Here is a 16,484-nt window from a genome sequence, read left to right on the forward strand (position 1 = left end):
CCGCCGTCCGCCCTGACGTGACCTGACGGCTCACGTCCTGCCGGACGGCATGGAGTGAGCCATGAACGAATTCGCACCCGTATTGGACGACGAAGCCGTCGCCGTAGCCCGTGTTCTTGCCAACGATCACGTCGCCGACGTCGTCGAAGCCCTCAACCACGAGCCCCGCGAGACAGCCATCGAGCTTCTCTGCGCCGTGCCGTTCGAGCGGCTGGTCGAGATTTTCGATCAGCCCGAGCTCGAAGCAGCACCCGAACTTGCCGAGGCCCTGCCGCGCCCGAAGGCGAGCAAGCTCCTGACCGCCATGTCGGTCGACCGCGCCGCCGACATCCTGCGCGAGCTGGACGAACCGGCCCGCTCGGAGCTGCTCGGCGCCTTGGCGCCGCCGCTGCGGGCGACGCTGCTGTCCATCCTGGGATACCCGGAAGGCAGTGCCGCCTCGATCATGACGACGGAATTCGTCAGCGTGCCTTCGGACTGGACCGTCGGCCGCACGCTCGACTACATCCGCAAAGTCGAGCGCACGCGCGAAACCATCTACGCCATCTACATCGTCGATCCGGACACGCAGCTCCTGCTGCGTTCGACCGGATTGCGCCGGCTGATCACCGGCAACCCCGAGGATTCGATCCTGTCGGTGGCGCCCGACCGCATGCCGGTGACGGTGACGCCGCTCACCGATCGCGAGACCCTGGCGCAGACCATCTCCAAATACGACCTGCTGGCCTTGCCTGTCGTCGATCACGGCAGGATCCTCGGCATCGTCACCGTCGACGACATTATCGACACGATGATCGAGGAGACGACCGAAGACGTGCATCGTTTCGGCGGCATGGAGGCGCTGGACGAACCCTATATGAAGATGGGCTTCCTCGCCATGATCCAGAAGCGCGCCGGCTGGCTCTGCGCGCTGTTCCTCAGCGAGATGCTGACGGCAAACGCCATGCAGAGCTACGAGGGCGAGCTGGAGAAGGCGATCGTGCTGACGCTGTTCATCCCGCTGATCATGAGCTCCGGCGGCAATTCCGGCTCGCAGGCGACGTCGCTCGTCATCCGCGCGCTGGCGTTGCGCGAGATCGGGCTGCGCGACTGGTGGCGGGTAGCGCTGCGCGAGTTGCCGACCGGGGTGGTGCTCGGCTCGATCCTCGGCATCGTCGGCATCTGCCGCATCGCGCTCTGGCAACATTTCGGCTTCTACGACTACGGTCCGCACTGGATGCTGATCGCGGCGACGGTGGGCGCGGCGCTGGTCGGCATCGTCACCTTCGGCTCGCTGTCGGGATCGATGCTGCCCTTCGCGCTGAAGCGCATCGGCTTCGATCCCGCAAGCGCCTCGGCGCCGTTCGTCGCCACGCTGGTCGATGTCACCGGGCTGGTGATCTACTTCTCGGTGGCGCTGGTGATCCTGCGCGGCACGCTGCTTTAAAACGCTCTATCGCCGCCGGCGTTGCCGGAGGCGGCTTGTCTCATCATCGGGCTTGCTCACCATAGATCGCGTCGGGAAGCGCCCATCCAATTGCAGACCAGCTGAATGTCAGACCCGTTCGCCGTTCTTCACGCGATAGGTAGGCTTGTACATCGTCACCAGCTCCTCGGCCGCGGTCGGATGCACGGCCATGGTGCGGTCGAAGTCCTCCTTGGTGAGGCCAGCCTTCAGCGGGATACCGAGAAGCTGCGCCATCTCGCCGGCATCGGGGCCCAGAATATGGGCGCCGATCACCTTCCTGGACGCTCCGTCGACCACCAGCTTCATCAGCATCTTCTCGTCGCGGCCGGACAGCGTGTGCCGCATCGGACGGAATGACGCGCGATAGATCTCGACGTCGGAGAAGCGCTTGATCGCGTCGTCTTCCGACAGGCCGACGGTGCCGATCTCCGGCTGCGAGAACACCGCCGTCGGAATGGAGTCGTGGTCCGGCGCGGTCGGATTGTCCTTGAAGGCGGTCTCGATGAAGCACATGGCCTCGTGGATGGCGACCGGCGTCAGCTGCACGCGATGGGTGACGTCGCCGATCGCCCAGATGTTGTCGAAATTGGTTCGTGAGTATCGGTCGACGACGATTGCGCCCGTCTTGCCGAGTTCGATGCCGACGCCTTCCAGGCCCATATTCTCGGTGTTGGGAATACGTCCGATCGCCAGCATCACCTGGTCGACCGTCAGTGTTTGGCCGGATGACAGCAACACGTCCAGCCTGCCCTCCGGGGACTTGCGCACCCATTCCGAAACCGCGGGGCACAGGATCTTGATCCCCTTTTTCTCCATCGTCTCATGCAGCGAGCGGCGCAGATCCATGTCGAAGCGGCTGAGTATTTCCTGGCCGCGATAGACCAGTGTGGTGTCGACGCCCAGGCCGTGGAAAATGTTGGCGAATTCGACGGCGATGTAGCCGCCGCCCTCGATCATGATCGCCTTCGGCAGTTCCTTGAGGTCGAAGGTCTCGTTGGAGAAGATGCAATATTCATGGCCTGGCAGCGCCGGATGGGGGGCCGGACGGCCACCGGTGGCGATCAGGATCTGGTCGGCGCTGACCGTGCGGTCCTCGGCAACCAGATAGATGCTGTGCGCGTCGACGAGCACTGCGCGCGAATGAAAGGTCTCGCCGCCGGCGCCTTCGACATTCCTCTTATAGATCGCCTCGAGCCGCGCGATTTCCTTGTCCTTGTTGGCGACCAGCGTCGGCCAGTCGAAGCTCGCCTCGGGCACGGTCCAGCCATAGCCGGCCGCGTCGGCGAAATGTTCGGGAAACTGCGAAGCATAGACGTAGAGCTTCTTCGGCACGCAGCCACGGATGACGCAGGTGCCGCCGAACCGGTACTCCTCCGCGATGGCGACCCGCTTGCCGAGGGCCGCCGCCACCCGGGCCGCCCTCACCCCGCCTGAGCCGCCGCCGATGACGAACAGATCATAGTCATAAGCGGCCATCGCTTGGGCTCCTGCGGATGAGAAAGTCGGGGGTCACAGGTAGGCTGACAAGCGGTAAAAGAAAAGCCCGGGGAACCCCGGGCTTTGTGGTCCAGTGGTCGTGGGCCTGTAATGTAGATCAGTTCTGCGAGTCGTCCGCAGGAGCCGAATTGTCGGCTGGGGCTGAATTGTCGGCCGGAGCGGCGCCGTCGGCGGGCGCCGTGGCGGCCGGAGCCGGTGCCGCCGGCGCCTTGGCCTTGGCCGCGGCGGCAAGCGTCTCGCCGACCTGCTGCGCTAGGTCGCGGGCAACGCCGTTCTGCCAGATGTCGGCGGCCTTCACGAGGTCGCGCGTCACCGCGGGTCCGCTGTCGAGCAGCTTTTTACCGGCTTCGGAGCTGTAGAAGGTGGCGATGTCATTGAGGTCTTTCTCGGAGAAAACCTTGGCATAGGCCATGGCTGCCTCCTTTTCGAGGTCGGCGCGCCGCGAAGCCATGCCAAGCGCCTTCTCGGTCACGGTCTTGCCGATCAGCTCCTGCATGTCGGGGTTCTTCTGGATGAGCTGTGATTCCAGTGCCGCTGCCGCCTGCGGCAGGATGTTGTCGAAAGAGTCCGTGGCGTGGATCGCTGCGACCGCCGCGCGGGCGGCCTTCAAATGCGATTCGCTGACGTCCTGTGCAAACACCGGCGAGGACAGCGCAAGAACGGCCGAGGCCGCCAGAAGCGTCGAAAGGCGGCGAACTCGTTTAGACAACATCATAGTCAGTAGAACTCCCTGGTTTCAGGCTGCATGGACGGTTTCGATACCGTCGCCGCCGGCGATGATGGCCGTTGACGCCAGCCCGATGAATAGACCGTGCTCGACAACGCCTGGAACGGCGAAGAGAGCATTCGAAAGCGCTCTTGTATCCGGAATGCGGCCAAAAGATGCATCGAGGATAAAGTGGCCGCCGTCTGTAACAAATGGCTGGCCCCCCGTCATCCTCAATGTAACCGGGCCGGAAAGGCCGAGCTTTGCCGCGGCGGCTCGAACCGCGATCTCGGTGGCGCGAAGGCCGAACTGGTTGACCTCGATCGGGAGCGGGAACCGGCCGAGGGTCTCGACCAGCTTGGACTTGTCGGCAATGACGATCATGCGATCGGACGCCGCCGCGACGATCTTCTCGCGCAGCAGCGCGCCGCCGCCGCCCTTGATCAAGGTCAGGTCCAGGTCGATCTCGTCGGCGCCGTCTATCGTAAGGTTGAGCTCCGGCGTGTCTTCCAGTGTAGACAGAGGAACGCCGAGCTCGCGGCAGAGCGCCGCGGTGCGCTCGGAAGTCGGCACGCCGATGACCTTGAGGCCGGTCGCAACCTTCTCGGCCAGCAGCCGCACGAATTCTTCCGCCGTGGTGCCGGTGCCGATGCCGAGCCGCATGCCGCTGCCGACATGGGCGAGCGCGGCCCGCGCGGCTTCGACCTTCAACTGCCTTGCATCCATGGGAAGCCCCGATTTCGCCGGTTTCGCGCGCCTCCTAGCATTTTTGCCTGCCCCGTCAAAGGCTCCCGTTAAAGCCTCTGTGGACCGATCGAGGCTTCTTGCTTGAACCCGGCCCAGCCTGTATCGGCTGCGGCAACTCAATTGCCGCAGGACCGCCCATGACTCGCCCGATCATCGTCTTCGACCTGGATGGAACGCTGATCGACACCGCGCCCGACCTGCTCGACAGCCTCAACCACAGCCTGGCGGCAAACGATCTTGCCGCTGTCGATGAGGCCGGCTTCAGGCGCTTCGTCGGCCATGGCGGGCGCGTCATGATCGAACGCGCGCATGCCGCGCAGAACAAGACACTGATGGCCGAGGAGCACGATCGGCTGCTAAAGCTGTTCCTGGACCATTATACGCTGAACATTCCCGGCAAATCCCGCCCCTACCCCGGCGTCATCGCTGCGCTCGATCGTTTTCAGGCCGCGGGTTATCTGATGGCGGTCTGCACCAACAAATATGAAGCGAATTCCGCGACGCTGATCGGCGCGCTTGGCATGTCGAACTACTTTGCCGCGATCTGCGGCCAGGACACCTTCGCCTTCCGCAAGCCCGACCCGCGCCACCTCACCGAGACGATCAGGCTCGCCGGCGGCGATCCGCACAACGCCGTCATGGTCGGAGATTCGCAGACCGATATCGACACCGCCAAGGCGGCCGGCATTCCCGTGGTCGCGGTCGATTTCGGCTACACAGATCGCCATGTGCGCGAATTCGAGCCTACGCTGGTGATCTCGCACTTCGACACGCTGACGCCGCAACTGGCGGAGCGGTTGATCGCTGCGGCGCGCTGAGCGGCTAACAACCAAACTGGATTTGGTGGAAACTCGTCGGATCATCCAACTTTTTCAGAACGTTGGATGGTGGGCGATGCAGGGATTGAACCTGCGACCCCACCCGTGTGAAGGGTGTGCTCTCCCGCTGAGCTAATCGCCCGCTCGTTGCCCGAAGGCCAAGCGAGCCGCGATATAAGGTAGGCAAGCTCTCGAAGTCAAGGCGATCTGCCGACGATCTTCCAAGTCGGAAAACGTCGATCGCACAGCATGCTAAATCAGCCCCCGCCTCACATTCATGCGCGTCACGGCCGTCACCAGAACGGCGCCGGTCATGAAATAGAGCGTGGCGATGATGTGGCCTTGATGGAAATGCAGCCCGGCAAACAGCAGGGCTGTGACCACCGCAAGGAAAGCGATGACGCGCGAGAATTGATCGGGCATGGGGCGACCTTGTGCAATGTGTTGAGTGGCCGCCCTCACTCAGCCGCTCGCTCCATAAATCGGTTTTCGATTTTTCGCAATCGGTCTTGAGGCCGTACTGATCAGCGCCTGCCGCGCGGCGGCGTTCCGGTGGTCCTAGACCAGATCCACTTCCACCCACAGCCCGCCCGGTCCCCCGGTAGCGTCGCGCGGCAGACTGCGCACCGCCTGGATCGAACCGGATGGCGCGGCAAAGGCCGGCTTTCCGTTCTTGTCCGCCAGCCAAGGATCATCGGCGCGGATGACGCGGCCCTTGGTCTTTGCATCGAGCGCGGTCAGGATGCCCTCATAGGGCATCTCGCCCCAGTGCACTTTCAAGGCGTCGAGCTTGTTGGTGGGGATGAAGGCCGACAGGTCAGCGCTGGTCAGCAGATCGAAACCCTGTTTCTGCGGCGTGGCGTTCTGGCTGCCGTGATGGGCGACCTTGAGATAGACGGTACGCGCCAGAAGATCGGCCGATGTGACGGTGCCCTGCCCGACCGGCCACTTCAGATCCTTCCAGCTCAGCCAGTTGCCGATCTGGGCGTCGCCCGGGAACAGCAGCACCCGGCCCGAGTCGGTGAACTCGAAGGCTAGCACCAGGCTGGTGTTGTTCACGCCGCGGTCGAGCTGCAAAGCAAGGTCGGCGGCGATCCCCATCCAATCGGCGTCGATGCGCCGCCAGGACTGGTCGCGGTCTTCAATGGATGCCGCGGCCGAAACCGGTCCGGAATAGTGCTTGCGGACAAAGGCGGCGATGTCGATAGCCGGGTCGCTGCCCTTGTCGCCGGTGAGCGCCGCGGAAAGCGGCGTGCCGACATTGCGCTCGAACGGACTGAGCTCGTCGACGTAATCGGCATCGGTCGCCTCGTTGACCTTGAGGCCGCTTGCCAGCGCCCGCGCGAACGGGCCGCCGCTGGCCAGAGGGAACATCTCGCTCGCCTTTTCCTCCAGGCGAAGCGCCGCCTTGTCGCGCGGCGGGCCGAGCACATAGACGCGCAGGTTGGGCAATGCGTCGATCGTCACCGGCGGCCCGCCGGGCTCGAAATAGGTCGGTGACGGCTTTTGCGAAAGCCTGGCCGCTGCGTCGCGGGCCGAGCGCACCCGCTCGCCGGCCGCGCCGAACTGGAAGCCGAGCACCGATTGCAGCCCGTCGCGGACGCCGGCCATGTAGGAACTGAGCCCCTGCATTGCGTCGAGCTTCTGACCCACGCCTTGCAGCGCGGCGATCGCCTGGCCCTTGAACTTGTCGAGCTCCGCGGCCTCGGCGTCGGCGGGATTTTCGGTCCACGCCATCCAGACGTCGCCAACGACAAAATCCTTGAAAAGGTCCTTGGCGGTCAGGAACCCGGAGACATGATCCCAGTGTTCGTGCGTGACGACGAGGACGTCGATCTTGCCGCCGGTCTCTTTCTTGAGGTCGGAGACAATGTCGGCGACCAGCGCTGGGCCGCCCGCGACCGAAACATGAATGCCGCAATCGATGAGCATGCGGAAAGGCTTTCCATCCGCCTTCTTGAACGTCAGCAGATGGCAATCGCCGATCCCTTGGCAATAATGCCGCACGGTAACGCCCGATACCGGCTTCGCGGCCGTTTTTGCCGGCCTAGTCCTCGTCGCCGGCTTTCTAGACATGGTCGTCGTCTCCGTCGCTGGCGTGCAGCAAGGCAAAGGGCTCCGACACTTCGCCGCCGAAATAGAGCGCTCGCAGCGGCGACAGATAATTGGCCGCCATCGTCCCGGCCTGACGCTTCTGCCGGTCCGTGCTGCCGGTGTTCTTGATGATGGAGTAGCGGATCTCCTCGAACCCCTCACGCGGGTCGATGATGATCGTGGCGCCGCCGCGGAACCAGAAGAAGCCGTCGCCCTTGGCCATGCCTTGGGGCATCGCCGTGCCGTCCAGCGCAACCGGAATGCGCTGCTGGATCACGGCCACCACCTCGACCCGAAACGAGCCGTCCGGCTCGACGCGGCGTGTCGGGCGCACGCTGTAGATGTCGAAGGTCGTCTCGCCTTTCTTGGGCGCATGCATGACCGTGCCGTCCTCATTGTAGCGCGGCAGATCGGGCAGCAGGCCGAACTGCTTGTAGAGGTCCGGATCGGAGGCGAAGGCCTTGTGCATCGCCTTCCACAGCGCATAGCGGTTCCTGTCGTTGAGCGCGAAGATCTCGGCCCGCTTCAATTTCTGGTTCCAGCCGAGGTCGATCTTGCTGAGCAGCCCCTTCAGCCAGGCAGGCGACGGGTCCTCTGGCGCGCTCCAGGCCAGCGTCTCTTCCGAGATGGTGCGGACGTCGCGCGGCAACAGCTTCCATTTGCGAAACGATTCCAGGAAGGCCAGGCGATAGTGGAGCGGATCGTCCGGATAGGCGTCTCGGTCGGCAGTGATCAGGGCGCGCAGATATTCGCCGAAGGTGATGTCGACGGAAGGGCAATAATCGAGCGCCCGGATGCACATGGTCAGCATCTGCCTCGCGGTCTTGGCGACCTCGTCGGTCAGGCGCTCGACCAGGCTCGGATGCAAGGTTCCCGCCGGCAGGATGCCGGAGCCGCCGGTGGCAAGTTGGATCAGATCGTCAGTCCGCCGGTAGGTGATCGCCAGGAAGGCCTGGTAGACCGCGAAGACCAGGATCGAGCCGCGATCATGCGCCTCGAAGGACTTGTCGTAGTCGAGGTCGGCCATGCCGGCGCCGCCATATTCGCGCAACGGCCCGGCCCTGCCGCTGCCTTCGCCGAACTGCTTGGCGATACCGGAAAGCAGAGAGGCGGCCGACAATTCGCCCCTCGCCTTGCCGATTTCGAAGCTGACCAGTTCCTTCAGCGTAAAATGCTGGAACAGCGCGACGATATCGGCGAAGGCCTCGTGGAAGGCCGGGACATCCGGGTTGGATGCTTCCTGAAAGCGGCGATGCAGCCCGTCGAGCAGCGCATGCGACATCTCATGCGCGACGATATCGCTGGATAGGCACGAAAACACCGTCGTTCCGGGCGTGGTGACGTCGCCTTCATTGCCGGTCGCCGGGAAATAGCCGAACAGAAGCGCCTTCTTTTCCGGGCTGTAATAGGCATTCTCGGCGCGCAACGCATGCGGGTAGATGCGCAGGCGCGGCACATAATGCGCCTTCACCGTCATGTCGCCGGTGCGGCCGGGAGCCTCGGCGTAATGCGGCGCCCACAATGCCCGCCGGCCGAGGGCGCGCTCGAAATGGCCGATCGTGGTCATGGCGACCGCGTAGACCATCTGCTGGTGGAATTTCGGATTACCTTCCGAAGGCGGCAGGCCGTCCTGCGCCAGAAGCACCTTGTCGTTGAGAACGACCGGATAATAGACGCGGTCGGACGCGGGGTCGACATCGACCACTTCGAGATATTCGCCGATCGGACCGGGCAGCAGCGGCCTGTCCGTCGCCGGCTCGTCGTCCCACGGCACCGAAAGTGTCGCCTGGTAGACCGAAACCGAATCCAGCCGCTTGGCGACCGACGGATCGAGCGCATAGATGCGCAGGCGCCGTTGCGGCGGCGGCAGCGGCCGCGGCTTGCGCCTGATGGCCGGCGCGGTGCCAATGACCGGTGCGGGAACCGCTGCGCTGACGCCGGGCCGGCCGAGCAAATCTTCCAGAAACGCCTTGAGCGGCTTCGACGGTTTGCCCTGGTCGAGCGCCGCTTCGAGGAAGCGGTTGCGTGCCGCGGCCGAAACCTGATCCGGATCGCCGTCCGGGTCGGCGATCGTCTGTTCGATTGCCGCCGAGGCTTGCGCCATCTGGGTCAGCTCCAGTGCAAACATCATCCGCTGTCGCATCATCGACGGCGATAGCGGCGCCAACGAATTCCCGCCGGTCAGAAGGTCGAGCCAGCTCCATGTGTAAGTGGCGGGGGCAAGCTTCGTCAGGCTCCCCGCCGCCGGCGGCAGGAAGTCCAGCGCATCAAGAGCCCGCAACACGCCCTGCCCGATCTTCTCCTTCGTCTCCGCCGCATTCATTTTGGCAGTCGATTTCAAGGCCTTTGCGAACAACGCCTTGCGTACCGCCTCGATGCGCATCCAAGGCTGAGGATAATTCTTCACCACGTCCCAATGCTCGGCGAGCCACAGTGCGGCCGCGGCGGCGACCTGCGGGGTGGCCGCCGATGTGCCCTTGCCGTCCATGTCGACCACTTTGCGGCAATCGATTTCGGCCCAAGGCACGTTCGGCGTGTAGGCGCCGAGCGCCGTGTTCATCTTGGAAGGCGGCCCGTAATTGCCTTGCATGGTGCCGAGACCGAGCCCGGCATAGGCGCGCCCGTCGCCCATCACGCCGCAGGCCGCGAGCACGCGGTTGTAGCGCGCCGGATAGACGATGCTGCGCGGCGTGATGGTGAAATTGTTGCCGGCCGCCGTGACCATGACCAGACCGTGCTCGTAGGCAAGGTTGACGGCATCGACCAGGGCCTGCGAGGCGAGGCCGCCCATGCTCATCGACAGCACCTGCGCGCCCTGCTGGCGCGCATAGTCGATACCTTGCACCATGGTGCCGGTGGTCAGCCGCACCACCCAGTCGGCGATGCGCACCGGCAGGATCTTCGCCAGCGGCGCGCCGCCGACGAAATCGGTGAAGCCCGGCCAGTGCGGCGAGGAGCCGTCGAGCTTGTTGCCGGCAAGCAGGCTGAGCGTGCCGGTGCCATGGCCGCGATTGCTGGTGAGCGTGCCTGCCGGAGCGTGATCGGTTGCGTTGTCCGGACCGGTCCCGTCGTCGACGAAGTTGCGTTGCTTCTCTGTAAGAAGCCCAACTGGCAGGGTCTGGTGCCCCGGATCGAAACCGGTATCGAGATGGGCGATGGTGATGTTGGCCTGCTTGGCGCCCACCCTGTTGCGCGCCGCCGCGAACTGGCTGAAGTCCGGCGCGGCATTCCAGGCGATGCGCCCCGCGACCACCGCCTGTCCGCCCTGCGGGTCCTGATCGTCGAAAGCGCAGACGGGACTGGCGCTTGCCGCCATGCCGCGGTCGCCGGCGCCGTTCCTGTAATCCCATTGCTGCTGGATGTCGGGCTCGATCGCGAGCACCTCGCCGCCTGCGGCCGCAAGCGCTGGAGTGCGGCCAAGAAGATCGTGGGCGTGGTCCCAGGGATTGTCCGTATCGGCGGCATCCGTGGGCAGCCGCAGCCAGGTGGCGCCGCGATCCCCGGTCGCGGCCGGACCTGCGCTATCAACACCAGGCGGGAGAGCAAGGATTGGTACGGCTTCGATTCCGCCAATCCGGAGCGGCCCGCCTCGCAAGGCGAGTCCCGCGCCGTCGCCACGAACCTTGACAAGGAGTCCCTTCACGGCTGCCATGGCGTGCCCCTCCCCAATGCGAACCATGGCGCCGACCATCCGCTCCAGTCAAGCCAAGGTTCCTGCCATGCTTCGATTGATCTCTTTGCCGAGTAGGCAATGATGCAGCCTCTTTCAAAGCAAAGCCGATCGAGACATGAACCCGCATATTCAGAAACGACAGTCGCTCCGCCGGACATGCACATCTGTGAGCGCCTTCACATACGCCAAACAGGATCTGCGCGCAGATACTGCACCGGTTTCTCGAAAAGAAATTTCGATCACCTAGCCATTTTCAGATTTGCTGTCTGCGCGCATGGGCACCTCCCACCCAAGCGCGCGGACGGCGTTCCCAAGGATCGGCCCGCAGCCGCCAGTGCGCCAGATCTCCATACAGTTTGCCGGCTTGCCCAATTTCGGCGTGTCGGGCGTGACATCGGAATCTCGTCCGCCGCCTGCCGAATTCGGTCAGCCACCACAGAAGGAGACGACGCTTTGATCGAGCACGCACTTATCCTACAATTTCCGCTTAACGAGAGGCGGAATCGTATCATGGCTACAAACGGCGCGGACGACAGGAACCTGCCGCGCCTGGCGCGCATCGACCCGCGCCAGTTCGACCTGCTGTTCAGCGGCTGCAAGCTGGAGCGCTATGCCGCCGGCCAGCATTTGTTCGTGCAGGAGGATGCGTCCGACCGCATCTACGGCGTGATGAGCGGCACCGTCGAGATTTCGCTCTATTCGCCCGGCGGGCAGAAGCTGGTGGCCAATATCGAACTGTCGCGCAGCCTGGTCGGTGAGATCGGGGCGCTGGACGGGCGCCCGCGCACGGCGACCGCCATCTGCCTCACCGCCTGCGAGCTGGTTTCGCTAAGCCGGACGCAACTGTTTGATCGCATTGAGAAAAATCCGCCTCTGGCCCGCGCGATGATCGAATTGCTGTGCACGCGGCTGCGCTGGGTCAGCGGCGAGCTGGGCGATCAGGCCTTTTTCGGCATCGAAGCGAGGCTGGCAAAGCGGCTGGTGTTCCTGAGCGGCGTCATGGCCGATAGCGCCGGCTGGATTCCGATTTCGCAATCGGAGCTCGGCGAATTCCTTGGCGCGACGCGCGAATCGGTCAACAAGACGCTGAACGATTGGCGCAACCGCCAGATGATCGCCATCAAGCGCGGCGGGCTGCGCATCACCAACGTCGCCGCGCTGAACCACATCGCCGAATCGCAGGACGACGACTGAACATCAGGCTCGGCGACTTTCGCCCTGATTCTGTCGTCCCGACGGAAAGACGAACAGCCTCAGCCTTTCGATCACAGCCGCGAGATCAGATAGCGCAGCGCAGAGCGGCTCGGCATGAAGAAATAGCCGCCCCCTTTGGTGGTGACGAACTGCGGCACATCCTTGAGCACAGTGACCTTTTCCCAGGACGGGATCGAGAAGCGGCCGCCGCCGCGCGCGCCGATCGTTGGATCCGTTTCGCCCACCAGGCCCTGGAACGAGTTCGATGAGACCCATGTCTGCTGGATGAATTCGTATTGGCGTTCGATGTCGGCGTTGAGGCACATGAAGAGCAGTCCCTTCTCGGTCTTTCCGCCTCTGCCCTTTTTCTCATAGGTACGGCCGACGCGCAGGATGCGGTGGCGCTTGCCGATCCTGATCTGCGTCTCGCGGTCCTCGCCGAGCGAATCGCGTGGGTTGGAACGGCGTATGTGGGAGCCGAGCGGACAAGCGTGCCCTTGCGGGTCCTCGGCGCCGAGCGCGAAATCATTGTCGACGCCGCGGCCCGGACGGCCGTTCGGATTGCGCACCAGCGAGCTGCCATCCTGCCAGCGGCCAAGCATTTTTGCCGCCACCCAGCGCGGCGTGATGGTCGCATCGCCGGTCTCGCCAGCGGCCTGAACGGCGGCCTGCCGGCAATATTCGTCGAACAACTCGACATGCTGCTCGAACTGGCGCACGACGAGGAAGGTGCCGTTGCGGCCGAAATCGCGGGGCGGAGGCGGCTGGCCCGGGATCTGACGGTTGCGCCGCACCTGCGACAGGATCCCGGTGCGGTCCAGCGCCGCCTCCACCGACGGCGAAGCAGGATAGAAGCCATGCTCGTCGCGATAGCCGAACAGGAACTCGCCAGGCGCGACGAGATGCATGGGCGCGGCTCCCTTGGCGGCGCGCGCCGTGCCGCGAACGATCGGCTGCGAGACGCCGTCGACGAAACCGAAATGCTCGACCGCCCGCTTGCCGTCGCGCCGAACCATCAGCGGCAGCTCGGCGGTCACGGACATGCCAGCGCCCGTCGTCCGTCGCTTCATGCCCGCGATCTCGGCCTTCAACGTGGCCGGCGTCTCGGCGTAGCAGACGATGACCAGGTCGACAGGATTTTTGGGCGAGCCCCACTGCCATTTGTCGGGAGCGTCGGGGCCGATATCGTTGAGGATGCGGCTGCGCTCGGGCGTTCCCATGCCTTGGCGAAAAGCCACGGGGAACGTGTCCAGCGGCTCATCGTCGACGCCGCCCTCGAGCCCCAACCGGCGCAGGCCGTTGGGGCCGAACGCCACCGTCATGGCGCGGCCGGCCGGCACGCCGTCGCCGAAGCTGGTTTTTTCGGTCACGAAGTCGAGCCACGCCTTGCGCTTCGCCGCCGACAAACCGTCAGGCACCTCGATCGCAAGCATATGCGCATGGCCGAGCGCGCCGAACGGCCCGAAGAAGATCGACTGGATTTCCCCGGATTCCAGTTCTTCGAGCGGCGCGGACGCGGGTCCGGCCAGGTTGGTCGCGTCCGCCGGCCGCGCTTGCGGGCGTGGAAGCGAACCGAACAGACTCAGCCAGTCGCGCGCCTCGTTGCCGGTGGCCGAGGCTATACCGCGCCTGATCCTGGAGTTGATGCGGATGCGCGTGGTGTTGAGATGCGGATAGGCGCTGTACCAGAACAGCGTCGGCACCTGCTGGCGCCGCGCCCAGCGCTTGAAACGATCGCCGTCACGCGCACCGTCGAGGAACAGCCAGCGCGTGCGCGGATAACCTTCGGTGTTGCTCCACACACCGGTCAGGCCGGCCGCGGCCTTGGCGATGAAATCCTCGAGATAGCTTTCCCAGCTGCCCCCGTAGTTGGAGAAGAACACCAGCCTGTCGGTGCCGGGCAGCAGCACCCAGCGGGCGAAATGAATGGTGTTGATGGTGGCGAGGAAGCCCGGACGGAACACTTTCTGCGCCGATATCGAGATGAGATAGAAGGAGAGCCGCAGCGCCAGCCGCCGCAAGATCCCCGGCTTCATCGTCGAAATCGCCGTCAAATTGTTCTGCGCGGCGTGGTCCTCCTTGGCGAGGATATTTTCGAGCGCGCTCACATCGACAGGCGTGTTCGCCGGCCGGTCCTTGTCCTCGAGCCGCCGCAGCGCCAGGAAGCAAAGGCCGACGAAAAGGACGAGGATGGCCAGCAGGCCGAGCACCGAAAGCAGAAGCGCAGCGCCGGCGATCGCGACATTGGCGAAGGTGACGCCATGCGGATTGCCGAACACGAGCACATAGGTCATGCGCCAAAAAGCGAGAACGACGAGCGCGACGGTGGCGAACATCGCCGGTGTCAAAAGCGTCGTTGTCAGCGCGCGCGACCAGTGGCCCGGCGGCCTTTCCAGCAGGCTTTCTGCGGGCTCGAACGCCCAGCTGAATTGCCCGAGGCAGCGCACATGCCGGCGCGCCTCGGCCAGCACGTCCATCGCATTGCCGGGGCCTACGCGCGGCTTCTCGACGATCTCGCGCACGCTGTCGGCGAGCTTGGCCTCGGCCAGGATCCGCCGCACGGAATGTCCCGGCGTGCCGGAGAAAACCAGCCCGGCGGCGCTACCGAAGGAGGGCGATATCTCGATATGGTTCTTCTTCAGGAAGTCCTCCAGCGAGCCGCCGTCCGGCAGGCCGCAGACATCCCTGAAGATCGGGCGCAGCCGATGCCCGATCGATTGCGCAATGGCGGCAATGACGTCATCGGTGCTGCCGTCGCCGGAGATTTCGAACACCAGCGCGCCGGTCTCTGTCCCGGTTTTCTCGTCCTTGCCGGTGGGAGCGACGGCCAGGCTGGTGAAATGAATGGTGCCGACCTTGTCCAGCGCGGCGCTGAGTTCGCCGATCGCCGGATTGCCGAGATCCGCAACCTTGTCGCGCACCGCATCGAGCGGCAGCAGTCGAGTGATCGGGCAGACAACCGTCACCATCGATTGATCGGCGGTGCGGCAAAGCGGCGAGCGCTCGAAATCGACCTTGAGGCTTGCCGGATAGGCGCCGACACTGACCATCTTGCCGGCCCTGCCCCGCGCGCGGGCGAGCTTCGGTTTGCTGAACAGGGCGCGGACGCATTCGCCGATCTGGATGCGGGCGATCTCGGCGCCGATGCACAGATGGATGCCGTAGCCGAACACCATGTAGTCGCGATGCGGGCGCGACGTATCGAATTCGTTCGGCCGCTGCACAATGTCCGGATCGAACATGGCTGAAAGCGTCGCCGGCATCACCACCGTTCCGGCCTTCACCAGGCGCTCGCGGCGCGTGCCTTTGCCGATGACCGCGTCACGCCTCGTGTAGCGCCATGGCCCGATCCAGATCGGCTTGAAGCGCATGGCCTCCAGGACGGCCCGGTCGAGCTTGCCGGTATCGCCGGCAGCGATGGCCTGATCGATGGCTTGCCGCGCATCGCTGCGCGACAGGATCACATCCAGGCAGTTGCTGCCGGCAAGCACGTTGGTCGGCACAAAGCCGGCGACCATGCCGAGCATGATGGAATGGATGTCGGGCAGCGACAGGCGCCCCTGATCCATCAGCGCGACGAGGCGGGCCAGCGGCCGGTCGTCCTTGCCCGGTCTTTCCCTGATCGCTGCGATCGAGCGGTCTGTGACCTTGATCAGGCGATCGCCGCCGACCACAGCAAGCTGGCGCGTGCTGGGGTTTGCTGTCGGGTCGGAGAAGAACAATGCGCTGAGCGCGATCGACCAGTCGGCGAATTCGGTTTCGTCGTCGATCTCGAGGCCGAAATAATCGCGGCAGATGCGCACCGGCACGATCTTCATCAACCCGGCGATGGCATCGAAACCGGGGCTGGCGCGAGTCATGATATCGCGCGAATGGCGCTCGGCGATCGGCCGGACGATGGCTTCGACTTCCGCTGGCGGGAAAGCGCTCAGCACCGCCGATTTCATCTGCCGGTATGCGGCGCCGTCCTGCATGCCGAGAATGAAATTCGAGCCCCGGGCGAGTTCGACCATTTCCGGCCCATAGGGCGTCTCGAACTCATCGCCCCGCTCCAATATGTCGCGCACATCCGCGCCCTTGGTGACGAGCAGGAAATTGCCGAAGCCGAGATTGGGCCAGAAACGGCGCAGCAGCGACAGCAGCCAGCGCGGATCGCTAAGAAGAAAGCCGGCGATGCGGGAAGCAATGCCGCTCTTGGAACGCAGGCGGTTGATGTCGAAAGGCGGCATCTCGACGACTGGACGCTGGCTCTTCTGAGCGGCGCGGACGGCGGCGAAGTATTTTAAAGTGATCATCGCGTTCAAGCCC

General features: G+C 64.5%; 11 protein-coding genes and 1 tRNA gene. 4 read left to right on the forward strand and 8 right to left on the reverse strand.

Features of this window, described 5'->3' with window-relative positions:
• Positions 1-61: 61 nt before the first annotated feature.
• Positions 62-1,426: a magnesium transporter gene (gene mgtE / locus LB553_RS02000; RefSeq protein ID WP_224510030.1), complete on the forward strand. Its 1,365-nt coding sequence runs from the start codon at positions 62-64 to the stop codon at positions 1,424-1,426.
• Positions 1,427-1,534: 108 nt separating this feature from the next.
• Here mgtE and gor read toward each other — a convergent pair whose 3' ends face one another.
• The 3 genes from gor to rpiA form a co-directional block, all read right to left on the reverse strand.
• Positions 1,535-2,923 carry a glutathione-disulfide reductase gene (gene gor, locus LB553_RS02005; RefSeq protein ID WP_224510032.1) on the reverse strand — a complete coding sequence of 463 codons (1,389 nt, stop codon included), beginning with the start codon at positions 2,921-2,923 and terminating at the stop codon, positions 1,535-1,537.
• A 118-nt stretch (positions 2,924-3,041) separates the two neighbouring features.
• On the reverse strand, positions 3,042-3,659 hold the full coding sequence (locus tag LB553_RS02010) for a DUF2059 domain-containing protein (RefSeq protein WP_224510035.1): 618 nt from the start codon (positions 3,657-3,659) through the stop codon (positions 3,042-3,044).
• A gap of 21 nt (positions 3,660-3,680) precedes the next feature.
• Positions 3,681-4,376, reverse strand: coding sequence for a ribose-5-phosphate isomerase RpiA (gene rpiA, locus LB553_RS02015; protein WP_224510038.1), 696 nt, complete (start codon positions 4,374-4,376; stop codon positions 3,681-3,683).
• A 158-nt stretch (positions 4,377-4,534) separates the two neighbouring features.
• Here rpiA and LB553_RS02020 point away from each other — a divergent pair, with 158 nt between their 5' ends.
• A complete protein-coding gene (locus tag LB553_RS02020; protein ID WP_224510041.1) occupies positions 4,535-5,215 on the forward strand; it encodes a phosphoglycolate phosphatase in 681 nt (226 codons plus the stop codon).
• A gap of 67 nt (positions 5,216-5,282) precedes the next feature.
• Here the strand turns inward: LB553_RS02020 and LB553_RS02025 are convergent.
• The 4 genes from LB553_RS02025 to LB553_RS02040 form a co-directional block, all read right to left on the reverse strand.
• Positions 5,283-5,357 (reverse strand) — tRNA-Val (locus LB553_RS02025).
• A gap of 110 nt (positions 5,358-5,467) precedes the next feature.
• A complete protein-coding gene (locus LB553_RS02030) occupies positions 5,468-5,638 on the reverse strand; it encodes a hypothetical protein (RefSeq protein ID WP_224510045.1) in 171 nt (56 codons plus the stop codon).
• Positions 5,639-5,773: 135 nt separating this feature from the next.
• Positions 5,774-7,291 (reverse strand): MBL fold metallo-hydrolase, encoded by a 1,518-nt coding sequence (locus LB553_RS02035; protein WP_224510048.1) that lies wholly within the window; start codon positions 7,289-7,291, stop codon positions 5,774-5,776.
• A complete protein-coding gene (locus tag LB553_RS02040) occupies positions 7,284-10,691 on the reverse strand; it encodes a S8 family serine peptidase (protein ID WP_224510049.1) in 3,408 nt (1,135 codons plus the stop codon). The genes LB553_RS02035 and LB553_RS02040 overlap by 8 nt, the downstream gene beginning before the upstream one ends.
• On the opposite strand from LB553_RS02040, the gene LB553_RS30635 reads away from it, so the two are divergent.
• A complete protein-coding gene (locus tag LB553_RS30635; RefSeq protein ID WP_224510051.1) occupies positions 10,659-11,057 on the forward strand; it encodes a hypothetical protein in 399 nt (132 codons plus the stop codon). The genes LB553_RS02040 and LB553_RS30635 overlap by 33 nt on opposite strands.
• Before the next feature lie 435 nt (positions 11,058-11,492).
• Entirely contained in the window at positions 11,493-12,176 is a 684-nt protein-coding gene (locus LB553_RS02050; RefSeq protein WP_224510052.1) for a Crp/Fnr family transcriptional regulator, read from the forward strand.
• A 71-nt stretch (positions 12,177-12,247) separates the two neighbouring features.
• Here the strand turns inward: LB553_RS02050 and LB553_RS02055 are convergent, their stop codons facing one another.
• Entirely contained in the window at positions 12,248-16,471 is a 4,224-nt protein-coding gene (locus LB553_RS02055) for a cytochrome P450 (RefSeq protein WP_224510054.1), read from the reverse strand.
• Between the last annotated feature and the right edge of the window lie 13 nt (positions 16,472-16,484).

The sequence above is a fragment of the Mesorhizobium sp. CA8 genome (assembly GCF_020164955.1).
Lineage (GTDB): Bacteria > Pseudomonadota > Alphaproteobacteria > Rhizobiales > Rhizobiaceae > Mesorhizobium.